Source organism: Hallella mizrahii (assembly GCF_009695775.1).
GTDB classification, from domain to species: domain Bacteria; phylum Bacteroidota; class Bacteroidia; order Bacteroidales; family Bacteroidaceae; genus Prevotella; species Prevotella mizrahii.
The window spans coordinates 16,482-37,102 of sequence record NZ_VUNG01000034.1; the positions used below are offsets into that span (position 1 = coordinate 16,482).

The 20,621-nt window shown below is 51.4% G+C and carries 21 protein-coding genes; 3 read left to right on the plus strand and 18 right to left on the minus strand.

All coding sequences use genetic code 11. The features are described 5' to 3' along the window. Positions 1 to 15 precede the first annotated feature (15 nt). The 3 genes from FYJ73_RS11685 to FYJ73_RS11695 all read left to right on the plus strand — a co-directional run bounded on the left by FYJ73_RS11685 (position 16) and on the right by FYJ73_RS11695 (position 3,184). On the plus strand, positions 16 to 1,191 hold the full coding sequence (locus FYJ73_RS11685) for a pyridoxal phosphate-dependent aminotransferase (RefSeq protein ID WP_154534904.1): 1,176 nt from the start codon (positions 16 to 18) through the stop codon (positions 1,189 to 1,191). Between the two features lie 73 nt (positions 1,192 to 1,264). Next, positions 1,265 to 2,329: a chorismate mutase gene (locus FYJ73_RS11690; protein WP_154534905.1), complete on the plus strand. Its 1,065-nt coding sequence runs from the start codon at positions 1,265 to 1,267 to the stop codon at positions 2,327 to 2,329. A gap of 75 nt (positions 2,330 to 2,404) precedes the next feature. Then, a complete protein-coding gene (locus FYJ73_RS11695; protein ID WP_154534906.1) occupies positions 2,405 to 3,184 on the plus strand; it encodes a prephenate dehydrogenase in 780 nt (259 codons plus the stop codon). A gap of 193 nt (positions 3,185 to 3,377) precedes the next feature. Here the strand turns inward: FYJ73_RS11695 and FYJ73_RS11700 are convergent, their stop codons facing one another. The 18 genes from FYJ73_RS11700 to FYJ73_RS11790 all read right to left on the minus strand — a co-directional run bounded on the left by FYJ73_RS11700 (position 3,378) and on the right by FYJ73_RS11790 (position 20,512). Next, positions 3,378 to 3,935, minus strand: a complete 558-nt coding sequence (locus FYJ73_RS11700) for a thiamine phosphate synthase (protein ID WP_154534907.1) — start codon at positions 3,933 to 3,935, stop codon at positions 3,378 to 3,380. Further along, complete coding sequence (locus FYJ73_RS11705) at positions 3,932 to 4,705, minus strand: sulfide-dependent adenosine diphosphate thiazole synthase (protein ID WP_154534908.1); 774 nt, start codon at positions 4,703 to 4,705, stop codon at positions 3,932 to 3,934. Before FYJ73_RS11705 ends, FYJ73_RS11700 begins: the two co-directional genes overlap by 4 nt. A 151-nt stretch (positions 4,706 to 4,856) precedes the next feature. Next, the gene (gene thiC / locus FYJ73_RS11710) at positions 4,857 to 6,425 is read right to left on the minus strand and encodes a phosphomethylpyrimidine synthase ThiC (protein WP_154534909.1); all 1,569 of its coding nucleotides are present in this window, start codon (positions 6,423 to 6,425) and stop codon (positions 4,857 to 4,859) included. Further along, positions 6,422 to 7,051 (minus strand): thiamine phosphate synthase, encoded by a 630-nt coding sequence (locus FYJ73_RS11715; protein ID WP_154534910.1) that lies wholly within the window; start codon positions 7,049 to 7,051, stop codon positions 6,422 to 6,424. Before FYJ73_RS11715 ends, thiC begins: the two co-directional genes overlap by 4 nt. After that, the gene (gene thiD / locus FYJ73_RS11720) at positions 7,048 to 7,872 is read right to left on the minus strand and encodes a bifunctional hydroxymethylpyrimidine kinase/phosphomethylpyrimidine kinase (protein WP_154534911.1); all 825 of its coding nucleotides are present in this window, start codon (positions 7,870 to 7,872) and stop codon (positions 7,048 to 7,050) included. The genes FYJ73_RS11715 and thiD overlap by 4 nt, the downstream gene beginning before the upstream one ends. A 313-nt stretch (positions 7,873 to 8,185) precedes the next feature. After that, on the minus strand, positions 8,186 to 9,874 hold the full coding sequence (locus FYJ73_RS11725) for an LTA synthase family protein (RefSeq protein ID WP_235899346.1): 1,689 nt from the start codon (positions 9,872 to 9,874) through the stop codon (positions 8,186 to 8,188). Between the two features lie 163 nt (positions 9,875 to 10,037). Beyond that, complete coding sequence (locus FYJ73_RS11730) at positions 10,038 to 10,670, minus strand: hypothetical protein (protein WP_154534913.1); 633 nt, start codon at positions 10,668 to 10,670, stop codon at positions 10,038 to 10,040. Between the two features lie 251 nt (positions 10,671 to 10,921). Continuing rightward, positions 10,922 to 11,434, minus strand: a complete 513-nt coding sequence (locus FYJ73_RS11735; protein WP_154534914.1) for a thioredoxin family protein — start codon at positions 11,432 to 11,434, stop codon at positions 10,922 to 10,924. Between the two features lie 74 nt (positions 11,435 to 11,508). Beyond that, entirely contained in the window at positions 11,509 to 11,958 is a 450-nt protein-coding gene (locus tag FYJ73_RS11740; RefSeq protein ID WP_154534915.1) for a NanQ anomerase/TabA/YiaL family protein, read from the minus strand. 92 nt (positions 11,959 to 12,050) lie between these two features. Next, positions 12,051 to 12,680, minus strand: a complete 630-nt coding sequence (locus FYJ73_RS11745; RefSeq protein ID WP_154534916.1) for an MBL fold metallo-hydrolase — start codon at positions 12,678 to 12,680, stop codon at positions 12,051 to 12,053. Positions 12,681 to 13,274: 594 nt separating this feature from the next. After that, positions 13,275 to 13,712 (minus strand): DUF5675 family protein, encoded by a 438-nt coding sequence (locus FYJ73_RS11750; RefSeq protein WP_154534917.1) that lies wholly within the window; start codon positions 13,710 to 13,712, stop codon positions 13,275 to 13,277. A gap of 153 nt (positions 13,713 to 13,865) precedes the next feature. Beyond that, positions 13,866 to 16,580, minus strand: a complete 2,715-nt coding sequence (locus FYJ73_RS11755) for a BT4734/BF3469 family protein (protein WP_235899348.1) — start codon at positions 16,578 to 16,580, stop codon at positions 13,866 to 13,868. A gap of 236 nt (positions 16,581 to 16,816) precedes the next feature. Beyond that, entirely contained in the window at positions 16,817 to 17,125 is a 309-nt protein-coding gene (locus FYJ73_RS11765) for a hypothetical protein (protein ID WP_154534918.1), read from the minus strand. Next, positions 17,115 to 17,924 carry a BRO family protein gene (locus FYJ73_RS11770; protein ID WP_154534919.1) on the minus strand — a complete coding sequence of 270 codons (810 nt, stop codon included), beginning with the start codon at positions 17,922 to 17,924 and terminating at the stop codon, positions 17,115 to 17,117. Before FYJ73_RS11770 ends, FYJ73_RS11765 begins: the two co-directional genes overlap by 11 nt. Then, complete coding sequence (locus FYJ73_RS11775; RefSeq protein WP_154534920.1) at positions 17,921 to 18,196, minus strand: DUF3127 domain-containing protein; 276 nt, start codon at positions 18,194 to 18,196, stop codon at positions 17,921 to 17,923. The genes FYJ73_RS11770 and FYJ73_RS11775 overlap by 4 nt, the downstream gene beginning before the upstream one ends. 236 nt (positions 18,197 to 18,432) lie before the next feature. Next, positions 18,433 to 18,606 (minus strand): hypothetical protein, encoded by a 174-nt coding sequence (locus FYJ73_RS11780; RefSeq protein ID WP_154534921.1) that lies wholly within the window; start codon positions 18,604 to 18,606, stop codon positions 18,433 to 18,435. A 519-nt stretch (positions 18,607 to 19,125) separates the two neighbouring features. Then, a complete protein-coding gene (locus FYJ73_RS11785) occupies positions 19,126 to 19,767 on the minus strand; it encodes an HAD family hydrolase (RefSeq protein WP_154534922.1) in 642 nt (213 codons plus the stop codon). Then, positions 19,742 to 20,512 carry a carbohydrate-binding module family 20 domain-containing protein gene (locus FYJ73_RS11790; RefSeq protein ID WP_235899350.1) on the minus strand — a complete coding sequence of 257 codons (771 nt, stop codon included), beginning with the start codon at positions 20,510 to 20,512 and terminating at the stop codon, positions 19,742 to 19,744. The genes FYJ73_RS11785 and FYJ73_RS11790 overlap by 26 nt, the downstream gene beginning before the upstream one ends. Positions 20,513 to 20,621 lie beyond the last annotated feature (109 nt).

Below are 20,621 nucleotides of genomic sequence, written 5' to 3' on the forward strand. Positions count from 1 at the left end.
GCAATAATCATCAATATGAAACCAGCTCAAAGAGTTAACACAATTCAAGAATACTATTTCAGCCGAAAACTGAAAGAAGTGGCAAAACTCAATGCAGAAGGACAAGACATCATCTCGCTTGCCATAGGTTCACCGGATATGCCGCCATCGCCACAGACCATTGAGAAACTTTGTGAAGTTGCTCATGATCCATCGGCACACGGCTATCAGCCCACTTGTGGACTGCCGGAGCTGCGCAAGGCTATGGCTGGATTCTATAAGCGGGTATACGGAGTGGACATCGATTGGGCTACCGAAGTACAGCCTATCATAGGCTCAAAAGAAGGTATCATGTACGCTACCCTGGCTTTCTGCAACCCAGGCGACAAAGTGTTGATTCCTAATCCCGGCTACCCTACCTATACTGCTGTGAACAAAATCTTCGGTACGCAGATCGAATACTATGACCTGTTGGAGAACAATGGATGGCAACCGGACTTCGATACCCTTGAGAAGATGGACTTACAAGGAGTGAAGCTAATGTGGACCAACTACCCCAATATGCCTACCGGCGGTAATGCACGGATGGAGACTTATGAGAAACTGGTAGACTTTGCCCGTCGCCACGATATTGTCGTGGTCAACGACAACCCCTACTCTCTTATCCTCAACGAGCATCCTATGAGCATCATGCAGGTACCGGGAGCCAAAGACTATTGCATAGAACTCAACTCCATGTCGAAAAGCCACAACATGCCTGGATGGCGTGTGGCCATGATGCTAAGCAACAAAGACTTTATCTCATGGATCTTTAAGATTCAGAGCAATATCGAAAATGGCACTTTCCGTGGTATCCAACTTGCTGCAGCCGAGGCTTATAACACCAATTCAGAAGATTGGCACCGCGAAAACAACATTGAGAACTATCGCCGCCGGCGCATCATTGCCGAGCAAATCCTCGACACACTGGGATGCACCTACGACAAAAGTCAGGTGGGTATGTTCGTTTGGGGACGTATTCCTGACTGTTATGCCAATGTAGAAGACCTGACCGAGAAAGTTCTTCACGAAGCTAAGGTCTTCATCACTCCAGGCTTTATCTTTGGCTCTAACGGTAAGCGCTACATCCGCATCTCTCTTTGCGCTAAAGATGAGAAAATAGAAGAAGCACTCAAACGTATCAAAGAATGGAAAAACAGTACGGCCAAATAATTAGTAAAAACAGTACTGGATCTGATATTGTATTTGAAATCAAATAGAAATCAATAATTTAATACTTAAGGATATGGAACTTGAACTTGAAGCTCTGAATTTACCGAGTGATAATGAGCGACCGATAGTGATTGCCGGTCCATGCAGTGCTGAGACCGAGGAACAAGTAATGAACACAGCCCGTCAGTTGAGAAGCAAAGGCTGCCACATGTTTCGTGCTGGCGTATGGAAGCCACGTACCAAACCAGGAGGCTTTGAAGGTTGTGGCGAGAAGGCTCTGCCTTGGCTCAAGCAAGTCAAAGACGAGACGGGTATGCTGGTCGCTACCGAAGTAGCCAAACCTGAGCATGTGGAGCTCTGTCTGAAATACGGTATTGACATTCTTTGGGTAGGTGCCCGTACCACCGCCAATCCCTTTGCCATGCAGGATTTGGCTGATTCTCTCAAGGGCGTAGATATCCCTGTGTTAGTAAAGAATCCTGTCAACCCCGACCTGGAATTGTGGATTGGTGCCATGGAGCGTATCAATCAGGCAGGCGTGAAACGTATGGCTGCTATCCATCGTGGCTTCTCTAGCTACGACAAAAAGATTTATCGCAACCTACCCATGTGGCAAATTCCTATGGAGTTGCATCGCCGCATCCCTAACTTGCCTATCATCTGTGATCCCAGTCACATTGGGGGACGCCGCGAACTGATCGCACCTCTGTGCCAGCAAGCCATGGACTTAGGCTTTGACGGCCTCATCGTTGAAAGCCATTGCTGTCCGGATGACGCATGGAGTGATGCCCGTCAGCAGGTGACTCCTGATGTTTTGGACTACATCCTAAGCCTTTTGGTTGTGCGTGATGAGACCGTGACCACAGAAGGCATCAGCCAGCTTCGCCGGCAAATCGACGATCTCGACAACCAACTCATGGAACTCATATCTAAACGTATGCGTGTTTGTCGCGAAATTGGCCAGTATAAGAAAGAACACAACATGACCGTATTCCAAGCCAACCGCTACAACGAGATTCTTGAGAAGCGTGGCGCACAAGCCAGCTTGTGCGGCATCGACCCGGAGTGCGCTGCTCATGTCTTTGAGCTCATCCATCAGGAGAGTGTACGCCAGCAAATGGAGATCATCAATCAATAATACGCTCTTTATATGATGGGCAATGGATATTCATTGCCCATCATCAATCAACAAATATTCTTATACAGAAGAAAAATGAAGATTCTTATCATGGGTGCAGGAAAGATGGGATCTTTCTTTATCGACCTGCTCAGCTTCGACCATGAAGTGGGCGTCTTCGAGAAAGACCCAAGAAGACTGCGCTTCACATATAATTGTCAACGTTTTACCACTTTGGATGAGGTAAAGGCTTTTGCACCTCAACTGGTCATCAATGCGGTGACTGTCAAATACACAATTCCGGCCTTTGAGGAGATCCTCCCCTATCTGCCTGCCGATTGCATCATCTCAGACATCGCTTCCGTAAAGACACACCTCAAAGAGTTTTACGAGCAAGCCGGACACCCCTATGTCTCGACGCACCCTATGTTTGGCCCAACCTTTGCCAATCTCAACCAGCTGTCTGAGGAAAACGCCATTATCATCTCTGAAGGCGATTACATGGGGCGCATTTTCTTCAAAGATCTTTATCGCGGACTGGGATTGCATATCTATGAGTATACTTTCGAAGAGCATGACAAGACCGTCGCTTACTCGCTCAGCATCCCCTTTGTGTCTACCTTCGTGTTTGCAGCAGTCATGAAGCATCAAGATGCACCGGGAACAACATTCAAGCGACATATGAATATAGCCCGAGGCGTCCTCTCTGAAGATGACTATCTGTTACAAGAAATTCTCTTCAACCCTTATACTCACGATCAGGTGGAGAATATCTGCAACGAGATGAAGGAACTGCTTCATATCATTGACCAGAAAGATGCCAAAGGCATGAAAGCATATCTCACAAAAATCCGACACAACGTCTTTGAGAAATAAAGCTTCGCAATTGATGTACTCCGCAACGCTTGATACAGCGTTGCGGACTTCCTATGCTCACACAAAGTAAATATGCGATGCAAAAGGACTTGGCCGGACAACACGGATTCGACCATCCCGTAGTTATTACTGATGCTGGTTTGCTTTCTCTCATCGCTCTATAACTTATTATTAATTTATGAGTTACGGTATTTTATTCCCATATAGCTCCAAGCATAGCAGCGCCTCCGAAGTGAAGGGATTGCAGTAAGGGCAACTTGTCCTTAGTGATGCCTCCGAGAGCCACTACCCTCGAGTCGATGATGCCCTCTGCAGCAGCCTTTTGAAGCTCTGTCAACGAGAACTGTGAGCGATAGCCTTGTTTGGAAATGCTGTCGAAAATCGGACTCAGAAACACATAGTCCATCTTTGACTTGCGCAGCTCTACTTCACTGAGCGAATGACACGAATACGACAAACTCAGACCGGAGCTTTTGGCAAATTTCGGTGCGTCGGGGTTACGTCGGTTGAGATGAAGCCCCCCCACACAATACTCTCCGCACAACTCATAATGATCATGGAGAACGAGACGAGGATAGCACCAAGCAGGTATCGTGGAGAGCAGACGGCGCAAGTCGTCGGCCGAGGCTTCAGGCTTGCGCACATGCACCCTCCAAAAGTAGCCTTCAGCAAGCAGTACAGCAATACGCTCACCCTCGTCCGGTAAGAAGCGGGGCGAGGTGATGGCGATGAGGCGTAGAGGTGACGTCATCCTTTCAGACGGGCAATGAGCTGTTCTGCAACCTTCTTACCCGACATAAGCATGCCGCCGAAGATCGGTCCCATACGTGGCGTGCCCGACACTGCAGACGAAGCCATGCCACAAACATACAGTCCCGGATAAATTTCCTTGGTACCGGCGACCACCTCACGTTCACCCTCTACCACATCCAGCGAACGTTCACCTGCGACAGCACCCGTAGGAGTGTCGAGGCGAATACCGTTCTTACGGGCTACCACTTTGCTAATCTCGCTGTCGTGTCCAGTACCATCGATGACAAATTTCGCCAGTACGTTGAGCGGGTCTACATGCAGTCCTTCGCGCAGCACCGGTGTCCAGTTGACGACCACACCATTGACGCGATTGTCCTTGAAGATGACATCCTCCACAGAATAGCAGTTGAAAAGGGTTGCTCCGGCATGTACAGCATGGTAGAGCAGCGAAGAGGTGCTCTCGATAGAATCGACGGTGTACAGATTCTCTTCAAATGGCTCATAACGTATGTCGAACTCGCGGATGATGTCCATGGCCTCTTGCTGAATGACTACCTGATTAAACATCATAGCACCGCCCCACATGCCACCGCCCGGTGAGAGTTTACGGTCAAAGAGAGCCACACGCAATCCTGCCTTGGCAAGATAGTAAGCGGCGACAATGCCGGACGGGCCACCGCCCACAATGGCCACATCGAGTTGAAGATTCTTTTCCAGTTTGTTGAAATAGGTCTGGATGATGCCCTTTGAAATTTCAGTTTCAATCATAATGGTTGATGTTTTTGTTATTTGATATGTGCTTAAAACATAGAAGGATGCTGCAAAGCAGAATCTCATACGGAACCAAGCTATAGACTCAGCAACGACTATCGTGACTACTATAGTGATAGTTACTGGCCGCGGCAGCTAATAGAAACGGCTATTTTTCTTCGCAGAGCGTGTGGCTGATGCGGGCCGCACAGAAATTGGGACCGCACATGGTGCAGTAGCGGCCCTGCTGTGGGTTAGCAGCCTGGTAAATAGCCTGGGAGCGTTCGGGATCGAGGCTTAGACTAAACTGGTCGAGCCACCGGAAGTCGTAGCGAGCCTTAGACAGCGCATTATCTCGCACCATGGCTCCGGGGTGACCTTTCGCAATGTCGGCAGCGTGAGCTGCAATCTTGTAAGCAATGATGCCGTCGCGCACATCCTGCAAGTCGGGCAATGCGAGATGCTCCTTGGGCGTGACATAGCAGAGCATCGATGTGCCAGCCCAACCGATGAGAGCGGCACCAATGGCACTGGTGATATGGTCGTAGCCCGGCGCGATGTCGGTCACCAGAGGTCCAAGGGTGTAGAAAGGAGCATGGTGACACTTCTCCTGTTCACGCTCCACGTTTTCCCGAATCTTTTGAAGAGGTACATGTCCCGGCCCCTCGATAAACACCTGCACATCCTTGTCCCATGCCCGCTGCACCAGTTCACCCATGGTGTCGAGTTCCGCAAACTGCGCCCGGTCATTGGCATCGTGGATGGAGCCCGGCCGCAAACCATCGCCGAGGGAGATGGCGACATCGTACCGTCGGCAGATGTCGCAGATGTCGTCGAAATGGGTATAGAGAAAACTCTCCTGCTGATGCATGGAGCACCACGACGAGATGATGCTGCCTCCTCGGCTGACCATGCCCGTGAGCCTGTCGAGCGCGTAGTGCACGTTTTTCAAGCGTATGCCGCAATGGATGGTGAAATAGTCTACGCCCTGCTCACACTGTTCGATGAGCGTATCGCGGTAGACATCCCAAGACAGGTCGGCAATCTTCTCGTTCACCTTTTCGAAAGCCTGATAAAGCGGCACAGTGCCCACCGGCACCGGACAGTTGCGCAGGATATGCTCACGCGTTTCGTGGATATGGCTACCTGTGGAGAGATCCATCAGCGTATCGCCACCCCATTTACAGCTCCACACAGCTTTCTCCACCTCTTCTTCGAGGTTGGACGAGAGTGCCGAGTTGCCGATGTTGGTGTTGATTTTTACCAGGAAGCGGTCACCGATAATCATAGGTTCCGCCTCGGGATGACGGTGATTACAGGGAATGACCGCCCTGCCGGCAGCCACCTCCTCGCGCACAAACTCCGGGGTGATATAGGAGCTTATGCCCAGCGCCTCGTTGTTCATGTTCTCACGAATGGCAACATACTCCATCTCGGGAGTGACAATGCCATGGCGGGCATAGTAGCGCTGAGTGCCTTTGCGTTCGGGCATCCACGTCTCGCGCAGTCTGGGCAGACCTCGCTCCAAATCGATGTCGGCATCAGGATCACTGTAAGGGCCGCTGGTATCGTAGATGAATACAGGAGCATTGTCGTGACGCGTTTCCTTGCCGTCGGTCACAGTTACGGTTGGCATGAGGCTAACGCGTCGCATGCCTACCCGAAGGAAGGGATAGCGCTTGCCTTGAAGATAAATTTTCTCGGAATGTGGATAATGAATTTTGATATTCTGGTTCATAGTGTTGGGTTAATCGTTTTGCAAATCTTGTGCATCTCTTCTACGGGGGTGGCGGCTCGGACAATGCATCCGCTCATTGCCACGCCGTCAACGCCCGTAGACAGGATAACGGGGATGTCGTCACGCGTGATGCCCCCGATAGCTATGAGAGGCAGCCGGACTGACAACTTTTTCCGTGCAGCCACGAGATGCCGATAGCCGTCGAGACCAAGCAGGGGCGCGAGATGTTCCTTGGTGGTGGTGAAGCGAAACGGGCCGCATCCTGCATAGTCGGCGCCCTCGTCAACAGCCCTGCACAGATCCTCCACCGTGTTGACAGTAGCTCCGATGATGGCGTGTGGCCCAAGGATCTTCCGAGCTTCAGCCACGGGCATGTCACGGCGACCAAGATGCACTCCGTCGGCACCGATGAGCGGGCAGAGAGCTACACGGTCGTCGAGGATGAGAGTGGCATGTTGATGGTGACAAAGGCGTACGGCTTCCCTGCCGACGCTCAACACCTCGTCGTCAGTGGCTCCCTTCATACGCAGCTGTATCCAGCGGCAACCACCCTGAAGTGCCATCCTCACCTCGTCAAGGTCGGTGTAGCGGTCGGTGGCATGTGTGATAAATTGCAGATGCTTCATGGCTGGATGATAAGTTTTTGTGGGTGAAAAAAATGGTTGAGCGGGCCGTGGCCATGACCTGTCGTCACCTCAGCCCCTGCCTTGATCGCTTGGCTCAGGTATCGTTTACCCTTGTCCACAGCGCAGACAAGGTCCAGTCCCCTTGCGAGATAAGCCGTGATGGCGGCGGAGAGCGTACATCCTGTACCATGCGTGTTGGACGTGGTAATGGTCTGAGCACTAAAGGACTTGACCATGCCTGTCTGTGTGAAGAGCCAGTCTGTCTTTGTCTTGCCGTCGGCATGTCCGCCCTTGATGAGAACAGCTTGACAGCCCATGTCAAGGATGTGGCGTGCCGCCATGTGGATGTCGCCGGTAGACCGGATGTTCATGCCAGCCAAAGTTTCTGCTTCAGGAAGATTAGGGGTGAGCAGGCTGGCAAGCGGGATGAGCCGGTCGACAAGCATCTGCAGCGTACCTTGCCGCATGAGTGAGTCGCCAGAGGTGGCAGCAATGATTGGATCAACGACAAGGGGCACACGGGGAAAGGATGAAAGGGTGTCTGCAATAGCAGCAACCACGTCGGCATCACCAAGCATACCCGTCTTTATGGCAGAAGGACATATGTCGCACATGACGGCACGCAACTGCCGCTCCACCAAATCAGCAGACATATCCACTACACAGCGTACCCCGGTAGTATCTTGCGCAGTGACGGCGGTGACCACACTACAGGCATAGCACCCCAAGGCTGACATGGTCTTAATATCAGCTTGCAACCCTGCCCCTCCACAACTGTCAGAGCCTGCAATGGTCAATGTAGAAATATATTTACTGCACATATTAGCTGTACCTCACTCTGATTTCATCTGTCTAACTATAACGATCAGAGAGGCGCACAACCAAGCTGTGCCCAACGGAAAATACTGGCAACTTCCTACGGCAGCATTACCTGCATCAGGTTCACGGGTATCATCTCAGCTTCGCCTTGTCGCCACAGGTGACAACGGCTCTGCACCCCTCTGACGAGCCCTTTCAGCCCGTCACCTTTCAGTAAGCATTAGAGACATTGTTTGTCCCTTTTGTCTTTAGTTGTGTGCAAAAATATAAAATAATGATAACAAAAAGGAGGATAAAGTAATTAATTATATCATTTTAACTATTCCGTAGCCGTGCTATATAGTCAAACAACACTTGAGTGATGGCTTTTCCACGCTGCTCAAAAAGTGATGATGAGCCTTTGGATTTGACGGCAGCTTTGCGATTAAAGTCATAGATCATCGAGCCATGATCGTCGATCAGTCCAAAACCATCATTCATCATGAAGAACGCATAGTGAGGCTCCTTCGGATCGAGCAAATCCTTGCTGAATGGAAACATGCTGTGGTCATAGCCCAGTTGACCCAAGAGTGAGGCCGTAATGTCCTGCTGGGAGCCATAGATGTCAACAACTTTCTTTGTGGAAGACAAGGCACCACCCGTCCAAAGCATCGGCACATGGAAACGCCAAAACGAGAAATTGTCGATATCGTCGGGCCATGCGCCAAGATGATCGGGAATCAGCACTACGAGGCTACGATTCCAACGGTCGGTCTTTTTCAGCCATTCGACAAATCGTCCGATGCAATCGTCGCTATAGGCAAAAGCATTGAGTTTCTTGTCGCTCAACCGATGGAAGGGCACATCAAAGGGTTCATGAGAGCTGGAGGTCTGAATAACGCGGAAGGTGGGACGCATGCTGTGGCTGGCGCTAAGGTCTTTCTCTACACGCTGAAACAGCAAATGATCGGGCACACCCCATTTGCTGAGTCTGTCTTCCACGGGAAAGTCATGAGCCTCGGTAAGATTCATAAATCTTTGATTGATAAGGAAAGAGCGCATATTGGTAAAATCTGCGTCACCACCATAATAGTAATGTGTCGCATAGCCATGCTTGACCAACTGAGCAGCTAACGAGGGCATCAAAGATGTCTTACGGGGAAACTTCATCAGACTGATTGTCGACGGAGCCGGAACACCAAGCAGGCAGGACACCAGTCCGCGGTCGGTGCGGAAACTGTTGGCATAGAAACGGGAAAACCACACACCCTCTTGCTTGATGCGGTTGAGCATGGGAGTGACATGCGGCACATGCATGATGGTGTCGGAGAAGCTCTCCATGATAATCAGGTAAATATCGGGCTGAGCTATCTCACGGCGGATGAGGCTGAGATGCATACTGTCAGCGTCGTTAAGTGGTTTGTGGAGGCTTGCGAATAGTCGGTGCGCTTCTTTGTCATCCATCAGTCGATATGCTTTGGCGAAATCGGTTTGGTGGGTAACGCTCTCCATAAAGGAAAATAGCGGATTGACGGCAGCATGGTTAAGTTCTTGATTGGGTGAGAAATACGCCTGTCCTGTGTTCATCGTCGCCACACTGACGCCGCCACGGATAGGAAGTATCAGAAGGGCGCAGAGCAGCAACAACAACAGGCTCTGACGCCATGAGGTAGGATTATTTTGCCATGCAAACCGGCTGAGAAGAAGCGCAAAGAGTTGACAGACGCCCCACGCCGTGAAGCCCATGGCAAGCAGCCCTAACAAAAGCTGCCACCACGCTACGCTGGCCATAGCGGCGGCAGGCGATGATGTGACAAAGAAAATCGGAGTGGAGTCCAAGGGGAAGCGCCAATAACCATAAAGAGCGATATTGGACACGAAAGCCATGGAACAGCATACGGCGGCTATACCGAAATAGGCCTTCATGCCCTTTGTTATCGTCTTAGACAGTCTTGGACTACGGACTACGGGCAGACTGCCAAGCAGAATGAGCAAGGACGGCAGCACGGTGAGATATCCCGACATGCTGAAATCCAAGGGCAAGCCATGCCAAACTACGGGTATCAGATGACTGAAACCACCGTAAAAAAGTAAGAAAAACGGCTTCTGCGCGATGAAGATCAACACCCACAGAAGAAATATAAAAATTATTAAAGCCGCAATTTTACCCGATTTCATCGATACTTTTTTATTCGGGCCACAATGTTGTAGTACCCGATTTAGTCAGTTCAAACCATGGTTCTTCGTCGCGAAGAGAGATGTCGTCATACTCAAAAGGCACCACCACCGTGTCGTAGCCGTCAGGGAGCACGAGTCCCATCTTTCCATCTTTTTCAGCGATGATAGGCATCATAGTCAAATCGTCAACATAGACGTAGGGAGTGCGAAGGAAGTCGTAGTGGGCACCCAAGAGCACATTGCCCTCATGGTCTTTGATGCCGTATTTTCCATTTTGCTCAAACACCTGATGATAGCGGATATACTTGCTTTTCATGCGCTCGACATAGAACTTCATCGTCTTTTCATCGGCTATCATACTGCGGAAATAGGGATAGGAGTCGCAGAAGTTGGCAATCGATCTGGCCAGAAGCATTCTCCAGTCAAGAGATGTGATCACCTTGCGGTTCAAGTCGATATAGCGTGCTATGGCATCCTCTCGATTCGGAATATCAAGCTGCTGCAAGCGTGCCTCAAACTTCTCCATCATGGTCAGAGAGCCATGCATAGCCTTGATATAGCGATGGATCTGCCGCCCCATCTCAGCGCAGAAGAACTTGTCGATCTGCCGTACTTCTATTTCGTCTCTAAAGATTCCTTCCATAGTTGTCCTTGTTAGATTTAATACCCTCGTGAGATTGCTCTCTCGAAGATGCAAGATTTGTATATCGGTTGCAAATGTACAAATATTATTTCAAATAAAACAAGGATTAGGCTACATTTCTCAAAAGAGACGTATTATTTTGCATGAGCAGGATTTTGCCACGGGAAGCGAACTCAACTGGATCACCCTCCGATAATGGTATCGGCCTTATATAGCGGTGTAGCGGTGTAGCGGTGTAGCGCCCCCCCCGATTAAGCATTCCCATTCACAGCCAGCGGTGTCCAAGCCTTGAAGAAGCGCAGCACCTTCTCCTTATTATATCCTTTGCCCTCTTCCAAAAAGCTGGAGTCCTGTATATGAAGCACACTGCCGTCGGTGTTGAGAAGAACAAACACCGGAAAGCCGAAACGCTGGGGATTTCCCAACCGTTTCATCAAATCTTTGGCAGCCTTGGCCTGTTGCTCACCACCAGACTTTCGCGGGTCATAGTTGACATGGATGTAGATATAGTTATCCGACACCACCTTGGCAATGTCACTGTCGTTGGTGATGAAGTCGGCGAAGCGAAGGCACCACGGGCACCAGTTGCCACCCACCTGACACATCACGAACTTCTTGCCCTGCGCAACCTTGGCGTCAGCGAGTGCTTTGTCGATCTGCTCCATCGGATCTATCTTTTCATCATAAACTTTTTTCAATGCTGTCTGTGCGTCGGCCAGCAATGTGACCAGCGCAAGAATCATAATAAAAACAATCTTTCTCATATCTTTTTCTTTTAAAGACCGTACTAAGGGGTAGCCGCCTCCGTCAGGCGGCCATGAAGTTGAGCACTTATATACTATCCGTTTACAGACAATTTGAAGACAGCCTTGTGGATAGTGCCTTCCGAAATGCATGGGGCGTGGCCGTCCTGCGGAAAGAAAATGGCAAACTCGCCAGGCCGCAACGTCATATAGCCACGCGGACAGGCATTGGGTTGCTTGGCAATATCCTTCTCCGTGTCAAAGGGAATGTTGGGGAGATCGCCTACCGGAACGTAGCCGTAAATCTCATTACGGTTCAACGGCACTTGAATGTCTATCATTCTGCGATGGTACTCTATGACGGCTTCATCTTTGGTTCTGCCTGGGTCGTCTTCAATGTTGACAAAAAGACGATTGGTAATGAGCTCATAATGCCCGTTGGCCATATTCTTCCAGTCATGTGATTGCATGAATTTCCACACCTCTTCGATAAGCGGGTTCAGCGGAGCATACAACATCAGATTTTCCAAATTGTCTATGATCATAACAGTGTAAAGATTAATGGTTGCTGATTTTCTATCTTCTGACGCTTGCGGTCTGGAGGCTGCAAGCAATCAGAAAGTATAAGAGCTCATATTCATTGTGCGGGTTCGAGCGTGATGATCTTGTCCGGAATATCATCAGAGTTGACCGACATCGTGCTTTTATTCAGTCTCTCTACTCCTTGGATGTCCCCCATTATCTCGTCAATGTTTTCCTGCACGTCATAGCCTCGCTGCCCTTCTCGGAAATGCATAAGTATTTTGAGGCACGGATGTTTCAGGTGGCCGATGATCTCAGCAGCTTCCTTGGAGTCGATGGTGAAGTATCCGGCACAAGGCAGCAGCACCACGTCGGCCTTTTCCAGTTCGGCATATTCGGCCTTCGTCGGCAGCCGACCGAGGTCGCCAAGGTGCGCGATGGTCATGCCGGGCAATGTCACGAAGGTGATGTCCGACAAGCCCCGATGCGCCCCGTCGTGGTGATCATGCGGAACGGTGAGCTTATGGAGTTGAAAATTCAGTTTCCGCCCGGTTGTCTTGACAAGATGCGCCGCATTGTGGTCTCCATGCTCATGTGAGCAACTGACGGCATCGGCAATGATGCCACGCGGCAACTGCAACCCTGGCACACTGCCGCATTCATAGGGGTCGAAAACAACCGACGAGTTCTCTGCCTCTATCTTAAAGCAGCTGTGACCGTAGTAAGAGATGATGGCTTTTGTCATAGCAAATGATTTTGGATTTTTCTTTGATTACAAAAATACGAAAAAATCTCTTGCAATGATCATTTCTCTTTCATAAAAATCATTAAGCATGTCGAAACTTTGATCTTGACAGTCGCCGGACTTGGATGATCATCCGTCGCAGCCCTGACTTCATCACATCTTTGGTTGCATGAAGTGTCATCATTGATTATCAGTTAGTTATAACCTTATTTCAGCAATTGATGGTGACGCAATTACGAATTATGGAATGATATCCCTCCTTAACAGCCCGGCAGACAGTCAATGTCTTTGTCCTGACTCATATTGCCTTGCCATCTCCAGATGATACGAAAAAAGAAAATCATGTACAGGCTTACGCTCCATGAGAAGCTAAAGTCTGTACGTGACTATTTTCCAAAAACTTATTCTCGATTCAGGGTGACGCATTGACGAAGTCAGGTGCAAGTTCGGTTTCGAGCTGTTCAGAAAGTGGTGATTGGGTTAGCTCCCCCCCATTCTGCAATTCTCTAAATAGAGATAAAAAATTGCCGCAGCCTCGCCTCATTGCGTGACTGCGGCAAACCGATAAGAACGTTTATTCTATTTCTTTCTATTTCATTCTATTTCGATGAACACGGGCTCGCCCTCGTCGCGGTGGTCGATGACTTGCATCAGACGGTAGAGGGTGCGGCGGCTGTCGGTGACTTTGCCGACTTCGGTGTTGCGGCCCACGAGGATGCAGCCCTCGGTGTCAGCGGAGGTGTTGCCGCTATGGATGCGGATGCCACTGTAGTGGGGCACGCCGACGAGCAGCGGAAGCCAGCGCTTGAACCGTGGGCTCATCGTCACCACTATCGGGTAACGGCCTTCGGGGATGGCGGTCTTGCCCTTGGTCTTGCGGCCGCCGTGGTGAAAGTCGACCCAATGCGGCTCAAGGGTGTCACAGAAATAAGTCCACGGGGTGAACGTTCCGCGCTCACGGCGGCGGATACTGAGGCGACCGATGGTGTAGGTCGGACGCTTCGCGATGCGTTTCAGATGGAGTTCTATCATGATTACAAGACCCTCCCGGCCTCCCTGAAAGGGAGGAGAATAGCCCTACCAAAGAGGAGGGAGGGATTTTTTTAATGGGTTAAACAATTGAATGGTTTTGATGGTTTTGCGATCCTCTCCCCTTGGGGAGAGTTAGAGAGGGGCTTCCGATACCTATAAATGCGACGGTGCGACGGTGCGACACTGCGACGGTTGCGCTTTCGTTTTCTTGTATTTCCTGCTCTTTTCTCCCTTCTGTCTTGGCACGGGAACCACCCATCCGGCCTCATGCCATCGCCGAATGATGTTCCGTGCGGTGGAATCGGTGATGTCCGTTTTCAGCGCAAGGATGTCGTGGGAGGTGAAGGTGTCGGCCAGTCGGTCGAAGACGGCTCGGTTCTTCGAGTTGCGGCGGGTGTCGTCAGCGTCGGCGGCATACTGCTTGCGGAGGACGTCGCCGAAGAGTCGGCACTGCTCCTGAAGGACGTATTCGGCCATCATCAGCGCGAAGTCGATGACGTGCTTCGTCTCCATCTCTCCCGACAGCAAACACGCCACCACGCCGCAGCGCATGCCGATGACGGCGGCACGTCGGCGGTAGGTGTCCATCACCCGGTCGATGCGCTGGAGCGCCTGCTGACGTTTGTCCTCTACCCACTGGGCGATGGCCTTGCGCAGCCGTGGCGTGTCGACAAAACCGTGCTTGGCGCGCAGGGTGCCGACGGCATCGAGGATGGCCTGGGCATCACGGTCTTTCCGGTCTTGGAAGGTGGGCATCGGAGCGAAGGCGGAGTCGGGCATCTCACTGACAATGACGCGCGAGGAGAGTCCGTTCTCGATGTTCTCGCCCTTGAAGCACTTGCCGAGGGCTCCGTAGGTGCCGAGGATTGTCCAGTTGTAGCCCACGCTGACCATTCCGCTCTCAGCCTGGTCACTGTTGTAGTCCTGACCCCACTCGTCGTGGTCGAAGGCGAGGCGGTAGATGTCGTATTTCGACGACCACGAGCCCGCTCCGTTGGTTTTTCTCAGGGTGTCGAGCTCCGAGCAGAAAGAATAGAGCGTATGGCCCTGGGCGTTCTTGAGTCGTTTGAGGAGCGTGGAGCATGAGATGGTGATGGGCACGTCGCGTATCAATACCTCCGGTTCGGGGTCGAGTTTCTCGTTGGCCCGGCGGTTCTTGCGTTTCTTTTTCCATTCGTCCTCCTTGCGGCGTCCCTGTTCGTCGTCCTCGTCCATGGGCTGCCGCCACAGGTCGATGATGTCCTTGCATACGCTCTTGCCCGAGGCCTGCTCACCCACGACGATGCTCATCAGTCCGAGCCGCTGCTCACGTCCGTCGCAATAGCGGAAGGTCACGTCGTCGGCATAGGCGGCAGCCATCGGCAGCAGGGCACAGAGGGCGGGCATCCGCATCTGCTCCGGCACTCCCGTGAGACTCTGCTTTAGTCCAGGGATGGGAGGGATGGTCGACTCAGCATTGGTTGGATTGGCGGGCGTTGCTGTTTCCGAGGTCTCTGCTTCGTCGTCGCACTCGTCGTCGTGGGCTTTCTCGTCCTTGCCCTGCTGCTGTTGTGCGAGCTGTTCGGCACGAGCGTTGATGCGCTGTACGGTGGCTGACATGATCTTCGAGTCGTCGTGATATTTGGCGTAGAAGTCGTGGATGAGCTGGCGGCAGTCGGGCTCCTTATAGAAGTCGGGCATCCGCTGGGCTACCACGGCCATGGCCTCAGTCTCTGACAAGAGTCGTGCGGCACCGACACTGAGGATGGCAAGCAGCGAGTTGTGGCGGGAGCCGCGCGAGTTGATGTCCACGTCTTTCAGCCCCGCCTGCTCACGGCAGAGGTCGAAGACGAAAAGGAGCCTCACCCCCAACCCCTCTCCATAGGAGAGGGGAGTAGAATGTTCTGCGGGCGTTATGGCTGCCGCGTTGTTAGTGGAAGTAAGGGTGTCTTGAAGCATATCACTCTGGGGGTGAGGCTGATGCGTAGAATGTTCTGCGGGCGTTATGGCTGGCGCGTTGTTAGTGGAAGCAAGGGTGTCTTGAAGCATATCACTCTGGGGGTGAGGCTGAGAATGTTCTGCGGGCGTTATGGCTGGCGCGTTGTTAGTGGATGCAGGGGTGTCTTGAAGCATATCACTCCCCTCTCCTTTGGAGAGGGGTTGGGGGTGAGGCTGCCGGGCGTGAGGCCGTTTGAACATCTCCTCCTCATTGCAATACAGCACATACTCTTCTGGCACTGCAAACGAGCAGCGCGCCAAATCCTTGCAAGCCTCATCAAAAGCCGCTAAGCCTATCTGCTTCGCCAGCCATTGCTGGGCCTCCACAAGTCCCTTGCCCTGGGGAATGACGAAGACCAGACGAAGACCTTCACCGCTCGGAGTCTTATGAATAAGAACAATCCCTAACCGCTTCAAGGTTGCGAGTGTCTTCTCATCAGTGATGGGCGTGCAAGTGAAAAGATGTCTCTTGAGCGTTTCCATCAGCGTCACAGACTCTTTAGACAGCTCCTTTGATTGCTCCTTGGGTTGCTCTTTAGGCTGCTCTTCTCCCTCCCCCACGGGGAGGGCCGGGGAGAGGCCTACCTCGGAGTGCCTTCCTATGTGGTCGATGTCGAGAATGCTTAATCCCGACGGCTCGGCCTCGGCATTGAGCCGTCGTCCATTCTTGAAATGAGCGTGAAAGCAGAAGGCGGGGAGACGGCGCTTGAGCTCCGACTTCTTCGTCTCGAAGTCCTCGCGGCTCATCTCGCCCCGTAGCAGCTGCTCATGACAGTCGGCAATCTCGGCGCAGGTCTGGCCGACGACTGTCGAGCGCATCACCGTGTGAAGAATCTCGGCGGTGCATGGCACCGTATGGTGCGAACGAATATTTGAGATGTAATCGAACATATTTTATTGTTTTGAATGTAGGCGGGGTTTATCCCCGCCCTAATCACGGTTTTGATGTGGGGGCCGGGGTTATCCCCGCCCTAACCACGGTTTTGATGTAGGGGCGGGGTTTATCCCCGCCCTAACCCCCGAATGGCAACCAATCAGCCTTAACCCCCGAATGGCAACCAATCATGGCGTTTTCATTTGTTTCTTGGGGTGAGGGCGGGGATGAACCCCGCCCCTACGGTTCCACCTTATTCCTCCATATTTTGTTCAACGAAGCTCGCGGCATCGTCCACCTCGTCGTAGATGATCTCGGCCGGGTCGGTGGTCTCCTCGCGCGGAATGCTCATATAGAGGCGGATGCGCTTGCTGTTGACCGTGGTCGTGGAGTGCTTCGTCTTGAACTGTCGCTTGGGCAACTGCTCAGATTCGTTGCTCTCACTGTAGGCCCGGAAGCAGAACTCCTTGGGCGAGTTTTGACAAATGGTGCCACGCACACGCTTCGGCGTGGCAAGGATGCGACGGTAGTCGTCGTCGGATAATATCAAATTAATCTTCATAGTCATTTGTTTTTTCAATCATCGGTATGATACCTATTTTCTTAAGAATGTCGTAGAGAAAGAGACGGCCGCGCTGCGTCCATCGTGTGTACATCCGGCAGCCGTCGGTGCCGTCGGTGTGGCGGTAGTTGAACGTGTAGCTCTGCACCAGTCCCTGGTCCTTGTAGGCCGCATTGAGCACCCACTGTCCGCCGACGCTGTACTGTATGCCGGCGCGGTTGAGGATACGATTGAAAGCCACTGCCGACATGCCATAGTCCTGCGCCACTTGCGAGACGCTCACCGTCTCGGGGCAGGCGAGGATCAGGGCGGTGTAGTCGGCCAAAGGCTGCAGCTTCCTCACCCGCTGCTCAGCCTCCCGTCGCATGTTCTGCTCCTGTTGGAGATTCTTCAGCAGTGCGATGCCGAACTCCGGAGACGCGATGATCTTCTCTATCGTCGGCGCCGTGGCATAAGCCCCATGGCGACGGATGGAGGGCAGCACCTCGGCGGTGACCCAGTGCTTGAACTTCTTGGCAGAAGGGAGCTTCGAGGAGAGGACGAGGGAGTAGAGACCCGACTCGTTGATGAATATAGGATTTTGTGTTCTGCCTAAGGAGTCTTTGATGGATGGGGTTCCGTTTTGGGAACCCATCTCCTTGTCATCATCCTCTACGTGGACATTCACGGCTTTTGTCGGATTCACGTACCCTAATGCCACTGCCACGTCCTTTCCCACGAACCACGGTTCCCCGTCTTTTTCTATTGCCCGGATATCACCGAACATCTCATGATGGAAATTAATCAACTCGTTGTTCATCGTTTCTCAATTTTTATGATTCGTACATTGTTAAACCATCTCCCGTCTTTCTCATGGGCGAAGAAGCTCAGTCCAGCCTCCACGATGTCGCCCTCCTTGAAGTTGGGGTTCTCAGCCCAGTCGCCGCGCAGGGTGGCCACGATGAGGTCGGGGTACATCACCGCCTCGGTTGATTCGAGCACGACCTTGCGGCTTTTCCACTCCTGTCCCGTGCGCTCCGAAGTGCCCTGACGAAGGGCGAGGAGCTTAACTACTTTGAACGTCTTTTTCATTGCATCTAAAACATTTAAAATTAATACTCTGTTGAATGGACGGTGCGCACCTATCCGGGTTTGTGCCTATCGTGAACAGCCTTAGCCATAACGAAAAAGCACCGCAACCAGCAGCTGACTGATTACGGTGCAAATGTAGTGGAAAAAGAAATCCCAATCACGATTTTCTCACGATTGGGAACGGTATGGGGAAAATGGGAACGATTTTGGGAATGAGAAAAAGATAAACGACAATTTTACATCGTTTTTTCTATAAGCCATTTGGCTATACGATACTGCTTGGCATAGATTTCGTTGCTTACAGCATATTGCACCCACTGGCTGACCTTACATGTCAATGCTGTGAGGCTTTGCGATGCTTTGCTGATGCTTGAGGCTTTGCATGGCGGATTGAGATTCTCAAGATTCATTTCGTTATGGTTCGCTCAAACTCTGCAATTTTCTTTCCTCCCTCATCCGTCGCAGTGTCGCACCGTCGCACCGTCGCATTTATAGCTATCGCATGTCAGGGAAATCAATATCGTAAAATAAGAAGAGAGATTATATAAATAACATAAAACACTAATTATTAATATATTAATTAATATTATTATATATAATAATATAATATATTTTTACTCTATAGTCTCATTTCTTGCCATTTCCCCGCCGCATGTCAGAACCGGCCTTATGCGACGGTGCGACGGTGCGACGCATGGGGAGTTAGGAATTAGAAATGGGGAGTTAGGAGTCTCGTCCCCTGGCAACGATATGTTCGCTTTGATCAAATTGTAATTACGCGCCCCTCAAACCATAAATATGGGAAAAAGAAGCTTACGCCTTTTTATTCACAGACTTTAACCGCAATAGAACGCTGAAATTTGGATACAGAGAGATTGTGCCGTAACTTTGCAGCGAGAATCAAAAACGGGGCGCAAATCATATACTCATCAAATATTCAGGATGTCAGCCGGGGTGGCGGCAAAGGTAGTGGCACCGTGATCGATGAGGAAAGGCTTGTCGCGGAATCCCCACAGGACGCTGATGCAGGGCATGCCACAGTTCTTGGCCGTGTCGATGTCGACATCGCTGTCACCGATGTAAACTGCAGTGGAGACGGGTTTATGGAGCTGGCGGAGAGCCTCCATCACGGTGTCGGGAGCAGGTTTCTTCTTGATGTCCTCGCACTCACCGATGGCCACCGAGACATAATCGGAGAAGAAGTGACGAACCAGTTGCTGCGTGGCAGCATAGAACTTGTTGCTGACCACAGCCACAGACTTTCCATTGGCTTGCAGGGTGGCGAGCATCTCCATGATACCGGGATATGGAGCCGTGTGGTCGAGATTGTGGTGGAGGTAGTGCTGGCGGAAGATGGCATAAGCCTCTTCGAAGCGAGGGTTGGCGAGTCCGTCGGGCACAGCGCGCTCCATGAGCTTCTTTACTCCATTGCCTACAAACATTCTCACCTCCTCAAGTGTACGGGTCGGCATATCACAGCTTTGGAGCGCATAGTTGCAGCTTTCCTTTAAGTCCCGTAATGATTCTATCAATGTTCCGTCTAAATCAAATATATAACTCTCGAATTTCATGTGTAATAGTGTTATCCTTGTTGAAATAATCGTCGTGACAGACGAGTTCGCAATCGGTGCGCAGATTTCCGCCATGCAGGACGAGTTGTTCTCCCCACTCCAGTCGCTTGACTTTCGTCCGTCTGTTCTCGCCCTTCTCCCACTCCACGACATCGTGGGTCTCGTCGCTGACCACCACATACTTATATTCCAGCGGCAGTCTGATGGCGTAGGCGTTGATCGAGAGCATCCAGTCGCCGTCACCGATATAGTGCATGGGCAGTGGATGCTTCATATTCCAAGCACCCAAAGGTCCCTCGCTTCCGAGCAGCGCCACGCGCAGATGGCTTTTGATATGTGGTGCCGAGACTCGGAACACAATGGACCGGTCGAAAAAGGGGATGTTTTTGAGATAAGCCAGCGGACGCTTGGTCCATCGAAACAGATAGTGCTGCAGCGAGAGGTCGCGCCACTGGTCTTGGAAGATGTAGTTCTTTGAATCGTCGATGGCGTAGACGCGCGGTACGCCACTCCACTCCTTCCGGATGCATTTGCCGTGATCATCCTCTACCTGATAGTGATATTCCACGTAAGCAATGGGAAAATGCGAGAGCACCATGCTGCTGGTCTCCACCTCCCAAGTGTTGCCGTCGTCGGTATGCATGAGCAGGTCGTGGACGCGGCGATGCATCTCAGCATTGTAGTAGGTCACGCAGAGATGCATGGACTGCCCGAACGGAGCTCGGTATTCGATTTGAAATGACATCTTCATGTTTGCAAAGATAATCATTTTCGTGATAACACATTACTTTAAGCATAAAATTATTCAAAATAAATTCTTCTCCACGATGTTGTATCTTAAAAGTTTTGCCAAT

What these genes read in the sequence shown, in the direction of transcription:
- FYJ73_RS11750 (WP_154534917.1), bottom strand. Translation starts at nt 13,712, where the DNA reads ATGATAGAACTCCATCTGAAACGCATCGCGAAGCGTCCGACCTACACC.
- FYJ73_RS11690 (WP_154534905.1), top strand. Translation starts at nt 1,265, where the DNA reads ATGGAACTTGAACTTGAAGCTCTGAATTTACCGAGTGATAATGAGCGA.
- FYJ73_RS11730 (WP_154534913.1), bottom strand. Translation starts at nt 10,670, where the DNA reads ATGGAAGGAATCTTTAGAGACGAAATAGAAGTACGGCAGATCGACAAG.
- thiC (WP_154534909.1), bottom strand. Translation starts at nt 6,425, where the DNA reads ATGAACCAGAATATCAAAATTCATTATCCACATTCCGAGAAAATTTAT.
- FYJ73_RS11685 (WP_154534904.1), top strand. Translation starts at nt 16, where the DNA reads ATGAAACCAGCTCAAAGAGTTAACACAATTCAAGAATACTATTTCAGC.
- thiD (WP_154534911.1), bottom strand. Translation starts at nt 7,872, where the DNA reads ATGTGCAGTAAATATATTTCTACATTGACCATTGCAGGCTCTGACAGT.
- FYJ73_RS11770 (WP_154534919.1), bottom strand. Translation starts at nt 17,924, where the DNA reads ATGAACAACGAGTTGATTAATTTCCATCATGAGATGTTCGGTGATATC.
- FYJ73_RS11695 (WP_154534906.1), top strand. Translation starts at nt 2,405, where the DNA reads ATGAAGATTCTTATCATGGGTGCAGGAAAGATGGGATCTTTCTTTATC.
- FYJ73_RS11725 (WP_235899346.1), bottom strand. Translation starts at nt 9,874, where the DNA reads ATGTCGGGATATCTCACCGTGCTGCCGTCCTTGCTCATTCTGCTTGGC.
- FYJ73_RS11745 (WP_154534916.1), bottom strand. Translation starts at nt 12,680, where the DNA reads ATGACAAAAGCCATCATCTCTTACTACGGTCACAGCTGCTTTAAGATA.
- FYJ73_RS11740 (WP_154534915.1), bottom strand. Translation starts at nt 11,958, where the DNA reads ATGATCATAGACAATTTGGAAAATCTGATGTTGTATGCTCCGCTGAAC.
- FYJ73_RS11755 (WP_235899348.1), bottom strand. Translation starts at nt 16,580, where the DNA reads ATGTTCGATTACATCTCAAATATTCGTTCGCACCATACGGTGCCATGC.
- FYJ73_RS11715 (WP_154534910.1), bottom strand. Translation starts at nt 7,051, where the DNA reads ATGAAGCATCTGCAATTTATCACACATGCCACCGACCGCTACACCGAC.
- FYJ73_RS11735 (WP_154534914.1), bottom strand. Translation starts at nt 11,434, where the DNA reads ATGAGAAAGATTGTTTTTATTATGATTCTTGCGCTGGTCACATTGCTG.
- FYJ73_RS11790 (WP_235899350.1), bottom strand. Translation starts at nt 20,512, where the DNA reads ATGTCATTTCAAATCGAATACCGAGCTCCGTTCGGGCAGTCCATGCAT.
- FYJ73_RS11780 (WP_154534921.1), bottom strand. Translation starts at nt 18,606, where the DNA reads ATGAATCTTGAGAATCTCAATCCGCCATGCAAAGCCTCAAGCATCAGC.
- FYJ73_RS11775 (WP_154534920.1), bottom strand. Translation starts at nt 18,196, where the DNA reads ATGAAAAAGACGTTCAAAGTAGTTAAGCTCCTCGCCCTTCGTCAGGGC.
- FYJ73_RS11785 (WP_154534922.1), bottom strand. Translation starts at nt 19,767, where the DNA reads ATGAAATTCGAGAGTTATATATTTGATTTAGACGGAACATTGATAGAA.
- FYJ73_RS11705 (WP_154534908.1), bottom strand. Translation starts at nt 4,705, where the DNA reads ATGATTGAAACTGAAATTTCAAAGGGCATCATCCAGACCTATTTCAAC.
- FYJ73_RS11765 (WP_154534918.1), bottom strand. Translation starts at nt 17,125, where the DNA reads ATGAAGATTAATTTGATATTATCCGACGACGACTACCGTCGCATCCTT.
- FYJ73_RS11700 (WP_154534907.1), bottom strand. Translation starts at nt 3,935, where the DNA reads ATGACGTCACCTCTACGCCTCATCGCCATCACCTCGCCCCGCTTCTTA.